This is a genomic window from Mycobacterium sp. (genome assembly GCF_039583785.1).
In the GTDB taxonomy this organism is placed as follows: domain Bacteria; phylum Actinomycetota; class Actinomycetes; order Mycobacteriales; family Mycobacteriaceae; genus Mycobacterium.
In genome coordinates, this window is the sequence record NZ_JAVKSG010000007.1 from 17,678 (window position 1) to 35,146 (window position 17,469).

Sequence of the window (17,469 nt, forward strand, 5' to 3'; positions counted from 1 at the left end):
GGCAAGGCTGCCCTAAACCCGCAAGAGGTTGCTTGGGTTGTCGCTGTTATTAGGTTAGCCTAACCAGATTATCGACGTCGAATCTGCTGGCACCCTCCCAAGGCGGACAGGTACGACCGTCGGTAGTAAGCGCGAGTACGCTGACGGCATTGCCAAGGAGATGAGCAAACATGGTTAAGCTGACGCGGCTCGGGGAACTTGAGCGCGCGGTGATGGACCACCTCTGGTCCGCTCCTCACCCGCAAACCGTCCGCCAGGTGCACGAAGCGCTCTCCCAACAGCGCGATCTGGCCTATACGACGGTGATGACCGTGCTGCAGCGGTTGGCCAAGAAGAATCTGGTCTTGCAAATCCGCGACGATCGAGCGCACCAGTACGCGGCGGTGCACGGACGCGACGAATTGGTCGCCGGTCTGATGGTCGACGCACTCGACCAGGCCTCAGGCACCGGAAGCCGACAGGCCGCCCTGGTGCACTTCGTCGAGCGTGTCGGCGCCGAGGAAGCCGAGGCGTTGCGGCGCGCACTCGACGAACTGGAATCAGGTCATCGGAAACCCCGGCCTGCTGGCGCGCTGCCGGAGCACTGAGGGACACTGGGGCCATGTCGGGACTGGCGTTCACCGTTCTTGCGGTGATGCTGGTCGGCCCGGTCCCGGCCCTGCTGGCGCGGGCCACCTGGCCGCTGCGCGCCCCTCGCGCCGCGATGGTGCTCTGGCAGGCGATCGCCGTCGCCGCAGTGCTGTCGGCCTTCAGCGCCGGCATCGCCATCGCCAGCCGATTGTTCGTCCCCGGTTCCGACGGCCGCCCGACCGCCAGTCCCGCCGCGGAAATCGGCCGGCTCGGCTGGTCGCTATGGCTTGTCGACGTCGCGGTCTTCGGGCTCACTTTGATGATCGGGGCCCGGCTGGCCGTGGCCGTCATCCGGGTCGCCGTCGCCACCCGCCGGCGTCGGGCCCACCACCGCATGCTGGTAGACCTGCTGGGCTTGTCGTCCGATGTGGTCTCCGCGCGGGCTTGCGCCCGCGGCCGCGACCTGCGCGTGCTGGAAGTCGCGCAGCCGCTGGCCTACTGTCTGCCCGGCGTGCGCAGCCGGGTGGTGGTCAGCGAGGGCACGTTGGACTCGCTCACCGAGAACGAGGTCGCCGCGATCCTGAGTCACGAGCGTGCTCATCTGCGCGCACGCCACGATCTGGTGCTCGAAGCGTTCACCGCTGCTCATGCCGCGTTCCCTCGATTCGTCCGCAGCGCAAGCGCTTTGGACGCGGTGCAGTTACTGGCCGAGCTGTTGGCCGACGACGCCGCAGTCCGGGTGGCCGGCCGCGCTCCCCTGGCGCGCGCCCTGGTGGCCTGCGCGTCGGGCCGCGCGCCGAAGGGTGCGCTGGCCGCCGGTGACACCCACACCCTGCTGCGCGTGCGACGGTTGTCCGGGAGTGGGAACAGCCTGTGGGTGTCGACGGCCGCCTATGCCGCCGCCGCCGCAGTGCTGGTGGTGCCGACCGTCGCGCTTGCGATCCCCTGGCTCACCGAACTGCACCGGCTGTTCATCGCGGCCTGACCCGGCAACCTTTCCCGCAACGCACTCGGGCGATACCGTGCACAGGCATGAATCTCGCTGTGCCACAGTGTTCGGTGGATGAAGTCACGGATTGAGAGGCGCACACATGAGCTCGTCGGAATCAAAGACCGGGACCGCGCAGATCGGCGTCACGGGCCTGGCGGTGATGGGCTCCAACCTCGCCCGCAACTTCGCCCACCACGGTTACACGGTGGCGCTGCACAACCGGTCGGTGGCCAAGACCGACGCGTTGCTCAAAGAGCATGGCGACGAGGGCACATTCGTCCGGTCGGAGACCATCGCGGAATTCCTGGACGCGCTGGAGAAGCCGCGACGGGTGATCATCATGGTCAAAGCCGGTGACCCCACCGATGCCGTCATCAACGAGCTCGCCGACGCGATGGAAGAAGGCGACATCATCATCGACGGCGGCAACTCGCTCTACACCGACACCATCCGTCGCGAAAAGGCCATCCGCGAGCGCGGTCTGCACTTCGTCGGCGCCGGCATCTCCGGTGGCGAGGAAGGCGCGCTCAAGGGCCCGTCGATCATGCCGGGCGGACCCGCCGAGTCGTACAAGTCGCTGGGCCCGCTGTTGGAGGAGATCTCCGCGCACGTCGACGGTGTTCCGTGCTGCACCCACATCGGCCCCGACGGCGCCGGACATTTCGTCAAGATGGTGCACAACGGCATCGAGTACTCCGACATGCAGCTGATCGGCGAGGCCTACCAGTTGCTGCGCGACGCGCTCGGCAAGACCGCGCCCGAGATCGCCGACGTGTTCGCCGAGTGGAACTCCGGCGACCTGGACAGCTTCCTCATCGAGATCACCGCACAGGTGTTGCGTCAGACCGACGCCAAGACCGGCAAGCCGCTGGTGGACGTCATCGTCGACGAGGCCGAGCAGAAGGGTACCGGCCGCTGGACGGTGAAGTCCGCGCTCGACCTCGGAGTGCCGGTGACCGGTATCGCCGAGGCGGTGTTTGCCCGCGCGCTGTCCGGCTCGGTGGCCCAACGCAAGGCCACCACCGGCTTGGCGTTCGGCCATCTGGGTCAAAAACCAAACGATGCAAAGCAATTCATCGAAGACATCAGCAAGGCGCTGTATGCGTCGAAGATCATCGCCTACGCCCAGGGCTTCAACCAGATCCAGGCCGGCAGCGCCGAATACAACTGGGGCATCACCCCCGGCGACATGGCCACCATCTGGCGCGGCGGATGCATCATCCGGGCCAAATTCCTCAACCGGATCAAAGAGGCGTTCGACGAGAACCCCGACCTGCCCACCCTGATCGCTGCGCCGTACTTCCGCAGCGCGATCGAAGCAGGCGTCGACAGTTGGCGTCGCGTCGTGGTGACCGCGACCGAACTGGGTATCCCTGTTCCGGGCTTCGCCTCGGCGTTGTCCTACTACGACGCACTGCGCACCGAGCGACTGCCCGCCGCGCTCACCCAGGGCCTGCGGGACTTCTTCGGCGCCCACACCTACGGACGGACTGATGAAGACCCGAGCAAAAAGTTCCATACCCTCTGGAGTGCAGACCGCAGCGAAGTTCCGGCCTCGTAGGGCCCGATGAAGTTTCTGGACGGCCACCGCGCCGCGTACGACCTGACCTACGACGACGTCTTCATCGTGCCGAACCACTCCGACGTCGCGTCGCGGTTTGACGTCGACCTGTCCACCAACGACGGCTCCGGAACCACCATCCCGGTGGTGGTGGCCAACATGACCGCGGTCGCGGGCCGGCGAATGGCCGAGACGGTGGCCCGCCGTGGCGGAATTGTCGTTCTGCCGCAAGACCTTCCGATCACCGCAATGCGGCAGACGGTGGACTTCGTCAAGAGCCGCGACCTGGTCGTCGACACCCCGGTGACCCTGGAGCCCGAGGACTCGGTGTCCGACGCGCTGGCGCTGATCTCCAAGCGCGCGCACGGGGCCGCGGTCGTCACCTTCGAGGAACGCCCGATCGGGCTGGTCACCGAATCGTGCTGCGACGGCGTCGATCGGTTCGCCCGGGTGCGAGACATCGCGATCACCGACTTCGTCAAAGTCCCGGCGGGCACGAATCCGCGCGAAGTTTTCGAGTCGCTCGAGCACGCCTCGGTCGGCGTCGCGGTGATGACCGCCGCCGACGGGACACTCGCCGGTGTGCTGACCCGAACGGGCACCATTCGCGCCGGTATCTACTCGCCGGCGGTCGACGCGCGCGGTCGGTTGCGCATCGCGGCAGCGGTCGGCATCAACGGCGACGTGGTCGCCAAGGCGCAGGCGGTGGCCGAGGCCGGCGCCGACCTGGTGGTCGTCGACACCGCGCACGGCCACCAAACCAAGGCCCTGGACGCCATCAAGGCGATTGCGTCGCTGGACCTGGGCGTGCCACTGGCCGCGGGCAACGTGGTGTCGGCGGACGGCACCCGGGACCTGGTCAACGCCGGCGCGTCGATCGTCAAGGTCGGGGTGGGCCCGGGCGCGATGTGTACCACTCGCATGATGACCGGCGTCGGGCGTCCGCAGTTCTCGGCTGTCCTCGAATGTGCCTCGGCGGCAAGGCAACTGGGTGCGCACGTGTGGGCCGACGGCGGGGTGCGTCACCCGCGCGACGTCGCGCTGGCGCTGGCCGCCGGGGCGTCCAACGTGATGATCGGATCGTGGTTCGCCGGCACCTACGAGTCGCCCGGCGACCTACTGCGCGACCGGGACAACAAGCCGTACAAGGAGAGCTACGGCATGGCCTCCAAGCGGGCGGTGGTGGCCCGCACCGCCGCCGACAGCGCCTTCGAGCGTGCCCGCAAGGCGCTGTTCGAAGAAGGCATCTCGACCTCACGGATGGCGCTGGACCCGGTCCGCGGCGGCGTCGAGGATCTGCTCGACCACATCACCTCCGGCGTGCGCAGCACCTGCACCTACGTCGGGGCGTCGACGCTGGCCCAACTGCACGAGCAGGTGGTGGTCGGCATCCAGTCCGCGGCGGGCTTCGCCGAGGGCCATCCCCTGCCGTTCGGGTGGTGAACCCGGGCGTGTCGACACCGCGACGAGAACTCGGGCGCGTCACGCCTTCGCTACCATCAGATCTCACGCGTGAGTGGATACGTCGACGAAAGGGTTACCGTGCCGCAGGAACCCGCGCCGACCAACGTGTGTGACGCCGACCCAGAGGAGCCTCCTTCTCGCGGAGTGATCGCGATCGCGGGCGAAGCCCGGGTGAAGCGGGTCACGACCGTTGGAGGGCGGCCTCGATGAATCTGGTTGTCACCCTGCTGAGCTTGCTGGCGATTGTGCTGCTCACGGCCGGCGCGGCGCTGTTCGTCGCCGCTGAGTTCGCACTGACCACCCTCGAACGCAGCACCGTGGAGGCCAACGCACGCCGCGGCGGGCGTCGCGACCGGTATGTGCAGCGTGCTCATCACAGCCTGTCGTTCCAGCTGTCCGGTGCGCAGCTGGGTATCTCGATCACCACGCTGATCACCGGCTATCTGACCGAACCGTTGGCGGCGGAGCTGCCGCACCCGGCGCTGGATGCGCTGGGGGTGCCCGACCGGGTCGCCAACGTGATCGTCACCTTCGTGACGCTGTTGGTCGTCACGTCGTTGTCGATGATCTTCGGTGAGCTGATCCCGAAAAACCTTGCGGTGGCCCGTCCCCCCGCGACCGCGCGGGCGGTGGCCGGCATGCAGCTGCTGTTTTGCTGGCTGATGACGTGGCCGATCCGGCTGACCAACGGGGTGGCCAACTGGATTCTGCGCAAACTGGGCGTCGAGCCCGCCACGGGGTTGCGGTCGGCCCGTTCGGCGCAGGAGCTGGTCTCGCTGGTGCGCACGTCGGCGCGCAGCGGCGCGCTGGATCCGGCGACCGCGGCGCTGCTGGACCGGTCCCTGCAGTTCGGTGAGCTGACCGCCGAGGAGTTGATGACACCGCGGTCGAAAATCGTTGCGCTGCAAGTGGACAAGACCGTCGCCGACTTGGTGGAAGCGGCCGCCGGGAGCGGGTTTTCGCGGTTCCCGGTCATCGACGGCGACCTCGACGAGACGGTCGGCATCGTGCACGTCAAGCAGGTCTTCGCGGTGCCGCCGGCCGAGCGCGGGCGCACGCCGGTCACCGCCGTCGCGCAGCCGGTCGCCAAAGTCCCGTCCACGCTGGACGGCGACGCGCTGATGGGACAGATCCGCGCCAGCGCGCTGCAGACCGCGATGGTCGTCGACGAGTACGGCGGCACCGCGGGGCTGGTCACCGTCGAGGATCTGATCGAAGAGATTGTCGGCGACGTCCGCGACGAACACGACGACGCCAGCCAAGATGTGGTGGCCGTCGACAGCGGCTGGCGGGTGGCCGGCCTACTGCGCATCGACGAGGTGGCCGCCGCGACCGGCTATCAGGCCCCCGAAGGCGAATACGAGACGATCGGCGGGCTGGTCTTAGAACAGCTGGGCCGTATCCCGGTTATCGGCGACGAAGTGCAGCTCAGCGGATATAAGCACGACGGCGGCCCGCACACCGCCGGGTGGCGGGCCAGGGTGCTGCGGATGGACGGTCGCCGCATCGACCTGCTCGAGCTGACCCAACTACCGGATGGCGCCGATTCCGGCGCGCGGCGAGGTCGCTGATGGGCGATCTGCTCGAGCTGATCGCGACCGTGCTGCTGATCGGCACAAACGCGTTTTTCGTCGCCGCCGAGTTCTCGTTGATCTCCGCGCGACGGGACCGCCTCGAAGGGCTGGCGGAGCAGGGCAGGTCGGGCGCGATCACGGTGATTCGGGCGGGTGAGCAGCTGCCGCTGATGTTCGCGGGCGCCCAGCTGGGTGTCACGGTGTCGTCGATTCTGCTCGGCCGCATCGGCCAACCGGCCGTCGCCGACCTGCTGCGGCGCTCGTTCGATCTGCTCGGCAAGTCCTCGGCGCTGCTGAACACCATGGCGTTCGTGGTGGCACTGGCGATTGTGGTGACGCTGCACCTGCTGCTCGGCGAGATCGTGCCGAAGAACATCGCAATGGCCGGCCCGGAGCGGGCGGCGATGCTGTTGATCCCGGCCTACCTCGTCTACGCACGCGCGGTCCGGCCCGTCGTCAATTTCTACAGCTGCTGCAATAACGTGATCTTGCGCGTGCTGCGGGTCCGCCCGCGCGACGAGCTCGATGTCACGGTGTCCACCGTCGAGCTCAGCGAGATGATCGCCGAGTCGGTGTCGGAGGGATTGCTGGACCGCGAGGAGCACACCCGGCTGACTCGGGCGCTGCAGATCCGCAACCGCACGGTCGCTGATGTGGCGGTTCCTGTTGCGGAGATCCGCGCCGTCCCAGTGGCCGCAGCAAGCTCCGGCCCAACCGTCGCGGTCGTCGAAAACGCCTTGGCCGCAACGGGTTACTCGCGATTCCCGGTGGTCGGCGTCGACGGCAGCTTTGTCGGATACTTGCATATCAAAGACGTGCTGCCGTTGGCCGACGAGCCGCAGGCTGTGATCGACCCGGCCAGAGTCCGGCCGCTGCCCCGCATTTCGGAGTCGCTGAGCGTGCCCGAGGCGTTGTCGCGGATGCGCCGCACCAACAGCCACCTCGCGTTGGTCACCGCCTCCGACGGCGGCGCCGTGGTCGCCATGGTCGCGCTGGAGGATCTGGTACGCGAACTGGTCGGTGTGGTGCGCGACGGGACGGGACGTGGCTGAGACGGCCACCCGGTTGGACGCCGAGCAGTGGATGGCCCGCGCCGACGACCACGCCTCGCGGGTCGACGGTTTGGTTGCCCCACACGCGAAGCGCGCGCAGGTCGGTGAGCCGCATCCGGTGTGGGACTTCCTGTTCAGCTACTACACCCTGCGGCCGGGACAGTTGCGTAGCTGGCATCCCGGCTATGGAGTCACGCTGGCCGGCCACCAGGCCATCCGCCGCTACCGGGGCCGGCGCGGCTACACCGTCGACGTGTCCGGCGTTACGGTCAGCCGCGGGCATCTGCTCAGCCGGGTGGAGACGATTTCGTTCGTCGCAAAACTGCTACGCGCGACCAGCCAGCGGCCGGCCCAGTTGAACTGCTTCGGGCTGCACGAGTGGGCGATGGTCTATCGCAGCGGTGATGTCCGCCACGATCGGGTTCCGCTGCGACTCGGCGCCGCGGGCACCGACTCCGTGGTCGAAGCCGAGATCGCGGGACCGTTGCGCTGCAGCCACTTTGACGCGTTCCGTTTTTTCAGCGCCGAAGCCGCACCGCGCAACGCCGGCGTGCCCAGCCGCGCCACGCAACGGGATTGGGAACAGCCCGGTTGCCTGCATGCCAACATGGACCTGTACAAATGGTGCTACAAGTTGAGCCCGCTGATCGACTCGCAGACGCTGCTCGACTGCCTGGAACTGGCTGCGGTTGCGCGGGAAATCGACATGCGGGCCAGCCCGTACGACCTGAGCGGGTACGGGTACACACCGATTGCCGTCGAGGATGCGGCCGGCCGCGCCGAGTACGTACGTCACCAGAAGGCCATCGCAACTCGCGCCGAGCCGTTGCGTGCTGCCCTGCTGGAGCGGTGTGACCTGCTGCTGCAGGTTGCCGGTTACCGGCAGGCAGGTGACCGGCCGGTAGGCTGAGATGAGATTTCGTCAGGTGAGTCCGGAGGAAAAATGATGACTGATCGCGTGTCGGTGGGGAACCTGCGCGTCGCCCAAGTGCTGTACGACTTCGTCAACAACGAGGCTCTGCCCGGCACCGGCATCGACCCCGACAGCTTCTGGGCCGGCGTGAACAAGGTCGTCACCGACCTGCAGCCGCAGAACCAGGACCTGTTGGCGCGCCGCGACCAGTTGCAGGCGCAGATCGACAAGTACCACCGCCAGCACGTCATCGAGCCGCTGAACCCCGAGGCCTACCGCGGGTTTCTCACCGAAATCGGTTATCTGCAGCCCGAACCCGCCGACTTCACCATCACCACCGCCGGCGTCGACGACGAGATCACCACGACGGCCGGACCGCAACTGGTGGTGCCGGTGCTCAACGCGCGCTTCGCGCTGAACGCCGCCAACGCGCGGTGGGGCTCGCTGTACGACGCGCTGTACGGCACCGATGTCATTCCCGAGGACGGCGGCGCCGAGAAGGGCACCAGCTACAACCGGGTCCGCGGCGACAAGGTCATCGCCTACGCGCGCGCATTCCTCGACGAGGCGGTCCCGCTGGCGTCCGGCTCATGGTCGGACGCTACCGGGCTCAGCGTCGAAGACGGTCACCTGAAGGTCGCGACCGCCGACGGCTCCGTCGAGCTGGCCAGCCCGGAGAAGTTCCTCGGCTACACCGGTGAGCTCGGCTCGCCCAACTGGTCGGTGTTGCTGGTCAACCACGGCCTGCACATCGAGATCCTTCTCGACCCGGAGTCGCCGGTCGGCAAGACCGACCAGGCCGGCATCAAGGACGTCGTGCTGGAGTCGGCGATCACCACGATCATGGACTTCGAGGACTCGGTGGCCGCCGTCGACGCCGACGACAAGGTGCTGGGCTACCGGAACTGGCTCGGGCTGAACAGGGGTGACCTGTCCGAGGAGGTCGACAAGGGCGGCAAGACGATCCACCGGGTGCTGAACCAGGACCGCGTCTACCAGAAGGCTCGGCCCGATGTCGCCGGCTCCGCGGCTCCAGAAGGCGCCGGGCACTTCACCCTGCCCGGCCGCAGCCTGCTGTTCGTCCGCAACGTCGGCCACCTGATGACCAACGATGCCATCGTTGTGAGCGACGGCAACGAAGAAAAAGAAGTGTTCGAGGGCATCCAGGATGCGCTGTTCACCGGCCTGACCGCGCTTCACGGATTGCGGTCCGGCTCGGACAACGGGGGGGCCAACGGGCCGCTGGTCAACAGCCGCACCGGATCGGTGTACATCGTCAAGCCCAAGATGCACGGACCGGACGAAGTCGCGTTCACCTGCGAGCTGTTCAGCCGCGTCGAGGACGTCCTCGGCCTGCCGCAGGGCACGCTGAAGGTCGGCATCATGGACGAAGAGCGGCGTACGACGCTCAATTTGAAGGCGTGCATCAAGGCCGCCGCCGACCGGGTGGTGTTCATCAACACCGGCTTCCTGGACCGCACCGGCGACGAGATCCACACCTCGATGGAGGCGGGTCCGATGATCCGCAAGGGTGCGATGAAGAGCACCACCTGGATCAAGGCCTACGAGGACAACAACGTCGACACCGGGCTGGCCGCCGGCTTCAAGGGCAAGGCGCAGATCGGCAAGGGCATGTGGGCCATGACCGAGTTGATGGCCGACATGATGGAGCAGAAGATCGGCCAGCCCAAGGCCGGCGCCACCACCGCGTGGGTGCCCTCCCCGACTGCGGCCACGCTGCATGCCATGCACTACCACTACGTCGACGTCGCTTCGGTCCAGGACGAACTCGAAGGCAAGAAGCGCGCCACCATCGACGAGTTGCTGACGGTCCCGTTGGCCAAGGAACTGGCCTGGGCGCCCGAGGAGATCCGCGAAGAGGTCGACAACAATTGTCAGTCGATCCTGGGGTACGTGGTGCGCTGGATCGACGCGGGCGTCGGCTGCTCGAAAGTTCCGGACATACACAACGTTGCGTTGATGGAAGACCGTGCCACGCTGCGGATTGCCAGCCAGCTGTTGGCCAACTGGCTGCGGCACGGCCTGATCACCGAGGAGGATGTGCGCGCTAGCCTGGAGCGGATGGCTCCGCTGGTGGACGAGCAGAACGCCGGTGACTCCGGATACCTGCCGATGGCACCGGACTTCGAGGACAGTATCGCGTTTCTGGCCGCTCAGGAGTTGATTGTTCAGGGCGCTGCGCAGCCCAGCGGTTACACCGAGCCGATTCTGCATCGGCGCCGTCGTGAGTTCAAAGCCCGCTCCCATGAGTGAGATCTATCCGGGGAATATCGACCAGCCCCATGACTAGACATCTCCGGCGCCCAGGAGAGGACCGGGATGGGTAGGCACAGAGCTCCCGACGGCGATGAACCGATCGACGAATCACCGGACGACTACGCCGAGCCGGACGACGATCGCGGCGGGGAATTCGCGCGCCCGGCGCCGCCGGAGTGGGACGCGCCCGCTGCCGAGATCGATCCATCCGAGGACTTTCCCGACTTCCCGCGGCGCGACCACGGCCCTCCGCCCCCGCCCTCGGGACCCCCGACCGGCGGCCATCGTGGTCTCTCCGGTTTCGGTGGTGGCCATCGTAACGAGGGTGCACGGCGCGGCGTCAGCATCGGCGTCATCGCCGCTTTGATCTCGGTCGTTGTGGTGGTGGGCGTCGTCATCCTGTGGCGGTTTTTCGGCGACGCGCTGTCCAACCGCTCCCACAACGCCCGCTGCGTCGGGGAAAAACTGCCGGTCGCCGTGGTCGCGGACCCGTCGATCTCCGATCAGGTGCAACATTTCGCGGACCGCTTCAACGGGCAATCCGCACCGGTTGGCGACCACTGCGTCGCCATCGGGGTGAAATCCGCCGACTCCGACGCGGTTGTGGACGGCTTCATCGGAAAATGGCCCGCAGACCTGGGCCAGCGACCGGCGCTGTGGATCCCGGGCAGTTCGGTATCGGCGGCGCGACTCACCGCCGCGGCGGGCAAGGAAACCGTCTCCGACAGCCGATCGCTGGTCACCTCGCCGGTGGTGCTCGCAGTGCGACCGGAGCTGCAGAAAGCACTGGGTGACCAGAGCTGGTCGACGCTGCCCGAGCTGCAAACCCAGCCCGACTCGCTGGCCGGCCTGAAGCTGCCGGCGTGGGGATCACTGCGGCTGGCGTTGCCGATCGGCGCCAACAGCGACGCCGCCTACCTTGCCGGTGAAGCGGTAGCAGCCGCGTCGGTGCCGCCCGGTGCCCCGCCGACCGACGGCAGCGGTGCGGTGCGCACGCTGATCGGCGCACAGCCGAAGCTCGCCGACAACTCGCTGGGCGAGGCGATGAACGCACTGCTCGCCCCGGGCGACGCGGCGAAAGCTCCGGTGCATGCCGTCGTCACGACCGAACAGCAGGTGTTTGCGCGTGGCCAGTCGCAACCCGACGCCGGTGGCATTTTGAGCGCGTGGCTGCCGCCGGGCGCCGCCGCGGTCGCCGACTACCCCACGGTGCTGCTCAGCGGGTCCTGGCTGTCGCAAGAGCAGGTGACGGCGGCCAGCGAGTTTGCCCGCTTCATGCGCAAACCCGATCAGCTCGCCGAGCTGGCGCAGGCCGGGTTCCGCGCCGAGGGCACCAAGACGCCCAAGAGCGATGCCACCAGGTTCCCCGCGCTGCCGTCGACCCTGTCGGTCGGCGACGACGGGACGCGTGCCGCGCTGGCCAACGCGGTGTCGGCGCCGGCGAGCGCGCCTGCGGTGATCATCATGCTCGAGCAGTCGATGACCACTGAGGAAAGCGGTACGACCCGGCTGGGCAACGTGGTCGGCGTGCTCGACGATCGGATCAAGACGCTGGCCCCCAATGCCGTGGTCGGGTTGTGGACCTTCGACGGCAAGGAAGGCCGCTCCGAGGTGCCGGCCGGTCCGCTGGGCGATCAGGTCGACGGCAAGCCCCGCTCCGAGACGTTGACGGCGGCACTCGACCGGCAGCGCGCATCGTCGGGTGGAGCGGTGTCGTTTACCACGCTGCGGATGATATACAAGGATGCGCTGGCGAATTACCATGCCGGGCAGATCAATTCGGTGCTGGTGATCACGTCCGGGCCGCACACCGACCAGAGTCTGAGTGGACAGGGCCTGCAGGATTTCATCAAGCAGAACGCCGACCCGGCCAAGCCGGTCGCGGTCAACGTCATCGACTTCGGGCCCGACTCGGACCGGTCGACCTGGGAGGCCGTCGCCAAGCTGTCCGGCGGCAGCTACCAGAACCTCGCGACGTCGGCGTCGCCGGACCTGGCCACCGTGGTGGCGAACTTCCTGAGCTGAGACTCGCTCGTCGGGTGGTCCGGACCTGCCTGGCGGCGGCGGGACGTGGACGGCTCTCAGCGAGAGCGGCGGGCGAACACGTCGGCCAGCGCGTCTAGAGCGGTAGGCACCAACCGGTAGTACGCCCATTTGCCGCGCTGGGTTCGCTTGAGTAGACCGGCCTCCACCAGGATCTTGAGGTGGTGTGACACCGTCGGCTGAGTCAGGCCGACCGGGGCGGTCAGGTCACAGACACATGCCTCGGCGCCCTCGTGGCCCGCGATCAGCGACACCAGCCGCAGCCGGGTCGGCTCGCCCAGCGCCTTGAGCACAGCGGCGAGCCGCTCGGCGGCGACCTCGTCGAACACCGTGTCGGTGATGGGGCGGCACGATGCGATCGCGGCAGGCATAACTCAGTATGACACACGCATTGACAGTCGTCGATCAATAGTGCAGGCTAGCCCATAGACATCGGTCTATGTGAGGAGCTTGGGAATGGCCGAGAACCAACGCGGCGTGTTGCGCGATCGGGTTCGTGCCAACCGCATTGCCGCTCGGTCCGGTTGGTGTTGTCCCACGGCTGAGACAGTGGCCAGCATGGCCGCACACATCCAGGTCCATCGCAGCTCGATAAAGGAGGCTGGCGTTGTACATCGACTATGGGTTGTTGCCGCCCGAGATTAACTCCGGGCGGATGTACGCCGGTCCCGGGCCCGGGTCAATGCTTGCTGCGGCAGCGGCCTGGGACAAGCTGGCCACCGAATTACATTCCACGGCAGCTGCCTACGGGTCGGTGGTCGCGGGGTTGGCCGGCGGACCGTGGGTAGGTCCGGCATCGGCGGCGATGGCGGGGGCCGCCCATCCTTATGTGACCTGGTTACACACCACCGCCGCTCAAGCCGAACAGGCCGCTGGCCAAGCCACGGCGACGGTAGACGCCCATTCGGCGGCGCTGGCGGCGACCGTTCCGCCGCCGCTCATCGCGGCCAACCGGGCCCTGTTGACGGCGCTGATCTCGACCAACTTCTTAGGGCAGAACACCCCGGCCATCGGGACGACCGAGGGCCAGTACGCCGAGATGTGGGCCCAAGACGCGGTCGCGATGTACAGCTACGCCGACGCCTCGGCGACCGCATCGAGGCTCGCCCCGTTCAACAACCCGCCGCAGACCACCACACCGGGTGGGCAGGCTGCCCAAGCCGCGTCGGCCGCCCAGACCACCGGGACATCTGCCGGCACGGGCGCACATTCGACACTGGCACAGCTGATGTCTTCGTTGTCAACGACGCAGAGCCCGCTGACATCGTCGGCTCCGTCAGCAACGTCGGGCCTGACCGGCCTCTTCGGTCCGTCGTCAACGGCGGGGGAGTTAGCGAATGTCGGCGCTCTCCCATCCCAGGGTCTCGGCAACGTCGCGAGCTTCTATTCCGACGCCGCGGACCTCGTCAGCAATTTCAACAACGGAATCGGCCTGACCAGGTTTTTGGCGCAAAGCCCCGTCGGAGCGTTGAGCGTGCCGATTACGGGGCCGGCGTTGACGTCCAGTGTTGGTGGCACCGGACTGTCGGCGGGGCTGGGTCAGGCGCTCAAGATCGGTGCGGTATCGGTGCCGCCGAGTTGGGCCATGCCAGCCCCGGCGGTCAACCCCGCTGCGCTCACGCTGCCGATCGGCGCTCCGAGCGCGGCCACCGCCCTTGTCGACGGAATACCGGGTGGCGCATTCGGCGAAACCATGCTGGGGACGCTGGCCGGTCGCGGCCTTGGCGGCGTCTCGGCCCGCGCTGTGGTAGGCCGCAACCGCAAAGTGGTGACCGGATCGCCCGCCGCCGGATGACAGCCACGTCGCCGCCTGCCCCATCGACGCGCTATCTGTCGAGCCCCGACCGGTTACGTCTCTTGCGGAGATAAACGACATGGATTTTGCGTTGCTGCCCCCGGAGGTCAACTCGGGCCGGCTGTACTCCGGTCCCGGGTCGGGGCCGATGCTGGCAGCCGCGGGCTCTTGGGATGAGCTGGCCGCCGGGCTGGCGTCCACCGCGGTCGGTTATTCGTCGGTGATCTCGGGGCTGACCGGTCAGGCTTGGTCGGGCCCGGCCTCGGCGGCGATGGCGGCTTCGGCGGCGCGGTACGTGACGTGGCTGCAGGCCACCGCCGACCAAGCCGAGCAGACCGCCGCACAGGCCAAAGCGGTGGCGGCGGCCTACCAGGCGGCGTTTGCGATGACGGTGCCCCCGCCGGTGATCGCGGCCAACCGGGCGCTGTTGACGGCGCTGATCGCGACCAATTTCTTCGGACAGAACACCCCGGCGATCGCTGCCACCGAAATCCACTACGCCGAGATGTGGGCCCAAGACGCGGTCGCGATGTACGGCTACGCCGGCGCCGCCGCGGCCGCGTCAACGCTGATCCCGTTCAGCGAGCCGCCGCCGACCACCGACCCCACCGGACAGGGCACCCAGGCCGGTGCGGTAGCCCAAGCCATCGGCGCCCACACCCACACCGTGGCGCAGCTGAACGTGGCGTTACCCACCGCGTTGCATCAGCTGGCTTCGCCGGCGGGCTCGGCGAGCACCGCCACGACGAGCACATCGACGACATCCGCCTCCGGGTTGGGCGGCCTCAGCTCGGCGCTAGTCATCCCCGACATTGCGGCAAATGTCGGCGTGACACAGCCGTACACGTTCTTGACCGGCATTTATGACTTTCTGTCGGTCGGCCTCGGTTGGGCCAGGGAGATCTTTGTCAGTGGCGGGATAGAGGCCTACTTGAATCAGGTGCCGTTCGGGCCGTTCAACGCGTTGGGCGGTGTCAGCGTGTCGTCGGCAAGCCTGGGCAACGCGGCGTCGGTCGGGGCGTTGTCGGTGCCGCCGAGCTGGGCGACGGCCGCATCCGACACCGAGCCGATCTTTCTTTCACTCGCCGCCACCAGCGTCGACGTCGCCCCGGCGACAGCCGTCGGCCTGCCACCAGGATTCACCTTCGGGCAGGCCCTGCTGGGGACGATGACCGGGACCCAAGCCGTCACCGAGACGATGGAGCGCCCGAGGGCCGAAAGACACGACAAAGACTCGAAAGACAAAGATGAGCACGCAGAAACCGGGCGGCCCGCCGTCGAACTGGTCTCGGCCTTCGGTTGGATGGCGTCGGCGGCGGCCCATCACGCACGTCGACGCAGTGACGCGTAAATACGTCCCTTGATGCGAAGCCGTGCCGTTCGGCGAGTGATCTACCGCCAAGTTCTACCCACGCGCCGCATGTGCTGCGGATAAGTCAGAGCTCGGCCTGGCCTGTGGAAAAACCTAAGCTTTGCTGAGGTGTTTCACTTGCATCCAACACTCGGTGCTGGATAAAGTTCGACTCGTCACTGTGCAGTGCATCACAGTCCGCCGTTAAAGGAGTCGATGGTCGTGCAGCACGTACTTCGCCCGTACGCCACCGCCGGTGTCGCCTTGGTCGGCGCCAGCATGATTGCTGTTACCCCGCTGGCCACGCCGCTTCCGGCGATTCAGATGCGGCCGGTGAAGCTGGTCGACGCCTGGTCGGAGCTCATCGCCAACACGACTACCAATCTCGACAGCATCATCAGTCATGCCAGCTCGCCGGACATTACCCAGCTCTTCAGCGAGCTCTTCACCAACCCGTACGGCGTGATTGAGGCGTTGGCGAACTTCGACCCGACGGTCACCACGGACCTCACGTCATTGCCCGCCACCATCTCGGTGGAGTTGCCGCCGGGGCTGGAGCTCGCGATCGCCGGCCTGGGGGCAGAGGGGGCGACGTTCAGCGCGCTCGAGAGCGTCCTGAAACAATTGCAGGCCGACCCGTCGGCCACCAACCTCTACGAGGGCGTGGCCACCGTCTTGAACGCCTACCTCAACGGGGCGGACAACGTCAGCCTGCTCGATGGTGCCATCACCATCCCGCTCTACAACGGCGTCCTCGCCCCGGCAACATCCGCAAACATCGATATTAACCTGCCGGACCTGCTGAACGCGCTGGGCTTAGGTAACACGCCCCTGACCAATCTCGACCTCAGCAACTTGTTGAGCCAGCTCGGGCTGGGCGACCTCACGTTGGGCTCGTTGTTCAGCGACCTCGGGCTCAGCGATAAGGGACTGGGAACACTCCTGGCCGACGCCACTAGCCCCGTGACCACGCTGAGCGGTTTGTTGAACCTGCTCGGTCTCAATGCTCTGGGTTCTGGTGACGGGATCACCCTGGGCTTGACGAACATCTTGCAGGGGCTGGGGCTCGATACCAATGTGGACCTGAACAACCTGTCGCTCAGCAGCGTCTTGAGTGCATTTGGCATCGACCCGACCCAGCTGTTGTCCCCGGACAGCCTGCTCGGTGCGTTAGGTCTGAACACGGGCGACTCGGTAAACGTCGATAGCCTGCTGGGCGCGCTCGGCCTTGATCCGACGTCCACTATTTCGACGAGCGCGCTGGACAGCCTGCTGGGCACGCTCGGTCTGGACCCGGCCTCGACCATCTCGTCGACCACGCTGACCAACCTGTTGACCTCGCTGAATCTGGATCCGTCCGCCCCACTCACGGGGAGCACGCTGGATACCGTGCTGACTGCGCTTGGTGCGGACCTGACCGCCCCTCTCACGGGGAGCACGCTGGATACCGTGCTGACTGCGCTTGGTGCGGACCCGTCGGGTTCCCTCACGACGACCGTGCTGGACAGCCTGCTGTCTTCGTTGGGCCTCAACACGAGTTCCACTATCGGGTCGACCGTCTTGACCAGTCTCCTGGACGACCTCGGCCTGGGCTCGACCACCACGGTGAATACAACCGTGGGCGATCTACTCACGGGCGTGCTGACTGCGTTCGGAATACCGGAGTCGACCCCGATCCAGACTGCGCTTGACGCGCTGATTAGCATCCTTCCATCGGGCACCGCTCCGACCGTCGGCACCTTGCTGGACGACCTGGGCATCACAGCGGCCACCCCGACCGTCGGCACCCTGTTGCACGATTTGGGTTTGTCGAGTACTGCGTCGGTCGGCACTCTGCTGGCTGATCTGGGTTTGTCGGGTAACGGGGTGGATGTCGGC

At 67.1% G+C, this 17,469-nt stretch carries 13 protein-coding genes; 12 read left to right on the forward strand and 1 reads right to left on the reverse strand.

Translation table 11 applies throughout. The features are described from left to right. Positions 1-170: 170 nt before the first annotated feature. From ABDV69_RS04810 to ABDV69_RS04850, 9 genes are all read left to right on the forward strand, one after another. Entirely contained in the window at positions 171-587 is a 417-nt protein-coding gene (locus ABDV69_RS04810) for a BlaI/MecI/CopY family transcriptional regulator (RefSeq protein ID WP_343572191.1), read from the forward strand. Positions 588-601: 14 nt separating this feature from the next. Beyond that, positions 602-1,555: a M56 family metallopeptidase gene (locus ABDV69_RS04815; RefSeq protein ID WP_343572192.1), complete on the forward strand. Its 954-nt coding sequence runs from the start codon at positions 602-604 to the stop codon at positions 1,553-1,555. Between the two features lie 106 nt (positions 1,556-1,661). Next, positions 1,662-3,122: an NADP-dependent phosphogluconate dehydrogenase gene (gndA, locus tag ABDV69_RS04820; RefSeq protein WP_343572193.1), complete on the forward strand. Its 1,461-nt coding sequence runs from the start codon at positions 1,662-1,664 to the stop codon at positions 3,120-3,122. 6 nt (positions 3,123-3,128) lie between these two features. Continuing rightward, positions 3,129-4,565, forward strand: coding sequence for a GuaB1 family IMP dehydrogenase-related protein (locus ABDV69_RS04825; protein WP_343572194.1), 1,437 nt, complete (start codon positions 3,129-3,131; stop codon positions 4,563-4,565). A 227-nt stretch (positions 4,566-4,792) separates the two neighbouring features. Further along, positions 4,793-6,157: a hemolysin family protein gene (locus ABDV69_RS04830; RefSeq protein WP_343572195.1), complete on the forward strand. Its 1,365-nt coding sequence runs from the start codon at positions 4,793-4,795 to the stop codon at positions 6,155-6,157. Further along, positions 6,157-7,212, forward strand: a complete 1,056-nt coding sequence (locus ABDV69_RS04835; protein WP_343572196.1) for a hemolysin family protein — start codon at positions 6,157-6,159, stop codon at positions 7,210-7,212. Before ABDV69_RS04830 ends, ABDV69_RS04835 begins: the two co-directional genes overlap by 1 nt. Before the next feature lie 31 nt (positions 7,213-7,243). After that, the gene (locus ABDV69_RS04840) at positions 7,244-8,122 is read left to right on the forward strand and encodes a 3-methyladenine DNA glycosylase (RefSeq protein ID WP_343572254.1); all 879 of its coding nucleotides are present in this window, start codon (positions 7,244-7,246) and stop codon (positions 8,120-8,122) included. A gap of 36 nt (positions 8,123-8,158) precedes the next feature. Next, positions 8,159-10,399 carry a malate synthase G gene (locus ABDV69_RS04845; RefSeq protein WP_343572197.1) on the forward strand — a complete coding sequence of 747 codons (2,241 nt, stop codon included), beginning with the start codon at positions 8,159-8,161 and terminating at the stop codon, positions 10,397-10,399. 66 nt (positions 10,400-10,465) lie between these two features. Next, entirely contained in the window at positions 10,466-12,427 is a 1,962-nt protein-coding gene (locus ABDV69_RS04850; protein ID WP_343572198.1) for a substrate-binding domain-containing protein, read from the forward strand. A gap of 56 nt (positions 12,428-12,483) precedes the next feature. On the opposite strand, the gene ABDV69_RS04855 is transcribed toward ABDV69_RS04850, so the two are convergent. Continuing rightward, complete coding sequence (locus ABDV69_RS04855) at positions 12,484-12,816, reverse strand: metalloregulator ArsR/SmtB family transcription factor (RefSeq protein WP_343572199.1); 333 nt, start codon at positions 12,814-12,816, stop codon at positions 12,484-12,486. A gap of 236 nt (positions 12,817-13,052) precedes the next feature. Here ABDV69_RS04855 and ABDV69_RS04860 point away from each other — a divergent pair, with 236 nt between their 5' ends. From ABDV69_RS04860 to ABDV69_RS04870, 3 genes are all read left to right on the forward strand, one after another. Then, the gene (locus ABDV69_RS04860) at positions 13,053-14,240 is read left to right on the forward strand and encodes a PPE family protein (RefSeq protein WP_343572200.1); all 1,188 of its coding nucleotides are present in this window, start codon (positions 13,053-13,055) and stop codon (positions 14,238-14,240) included. 79 nt (positions 14,241-14,319) lie between these two features. Then, positions 14,320-15,591 (forward strand): PPE family protein, encoded by a 1,272-nt coding sequence (locus ABDV69_RS04865; protein ID WP_343572201.1) that lies wholly within the window; start codon positions 14,320-14,322, stop codon positions 15,589-15,591. A gap of 216 nt (positions 15,592-15,807) precedes the next feature. Beyond that, on the forward strand, positions 15,808-17,469 hold a 1,662-nt coding region (locus tag ABDV69_RS04870; protein ID WP_343572202.1), incomplete at its 3' end, for a hypothetical protein.

Excerpts from the sequence above, each read along its gene's own strand:
- ABDV69_RS04855 (WP_343572199.1), bottom strand. The coding sequence starts at position 12,816 with ATGCCTGCCGCGATCGCATCGTGCCGCCCCATCACCGACACGGTGTTC.
- ABDV69_RS04810 (WP_343572191.1), top strand. The coding sequence starts at position 171 with ATGGTTAAGCTGACGCGGCTCGGGGAACTTGAGCGCGCGGTGATGGAC.
- ABDV69_RS04815 (WP_343572192.1), top strand. The coding sequence starts at position 602 with ATGTCGGGACTGGCGTTCACCGTTCTTGCGGTGATGCTGGTCGGCCCG.
- ABDV69_RS04840 (WP_343572254.1), top strand. The coding sequence starts at position 7,244 with ATGGCCCGCGCCGACGACCACGCCTCGCGGGTCGACGGTTTGGTTGCC.
- gndA (WP_343572193.1), top strand. The coding sequence starts at position 1,662 with ATGAGCTCGTCGGAATCAAAGACCGGGACCGCGCAGATCGGCGTCACG.
- ABDV69_RS04845 (WP_343572197.1), top strand. The coding sequence starts at position 8,159 with ATGACTGATCGCGTGTCGGTGGGGAACCTGCGCGTCGCCCAAGTGCTG.
- ABDV69_RS04850 (WP_343572198.1), top strand. The coding sequence starts at position 10,466 with ATGGGTAGGCACAGAGCTCCCGACGGCGATGAACCGATCGACGAATCA.
- ABDV69_RS04825 (WP_343572194.1), top strand. The coding sequence starts at position 3,129 with ATGAAGTTTCTGGACGGCCACCGCGCCGCGTACGACCTGACCTACGAC.
- ABDV69_RS04830 (WP_343572195.1), top strand. The coding sequence starts at position 4,793 with ATGAATCTGGTTGTCACCCTGCTGAGCTTGCTGGCGATTGTGCTGCTC.
- ABDV69_RS04865 (WP_343572201.1), top strand. The coding sequence starts at position 14,320 with ATGGATTTTGCGTTGCTGCCCCCGGAGGTCAACTCGGGCCGGCTGTAC.
- ABDV69_RS04835 (WP_343572196.1), top strand. The coding sequence starts at position 6,157 with ATGGGCGATCTGCTCGAGCTGATCGCGACCGTGCTGCTGATCGGCACA.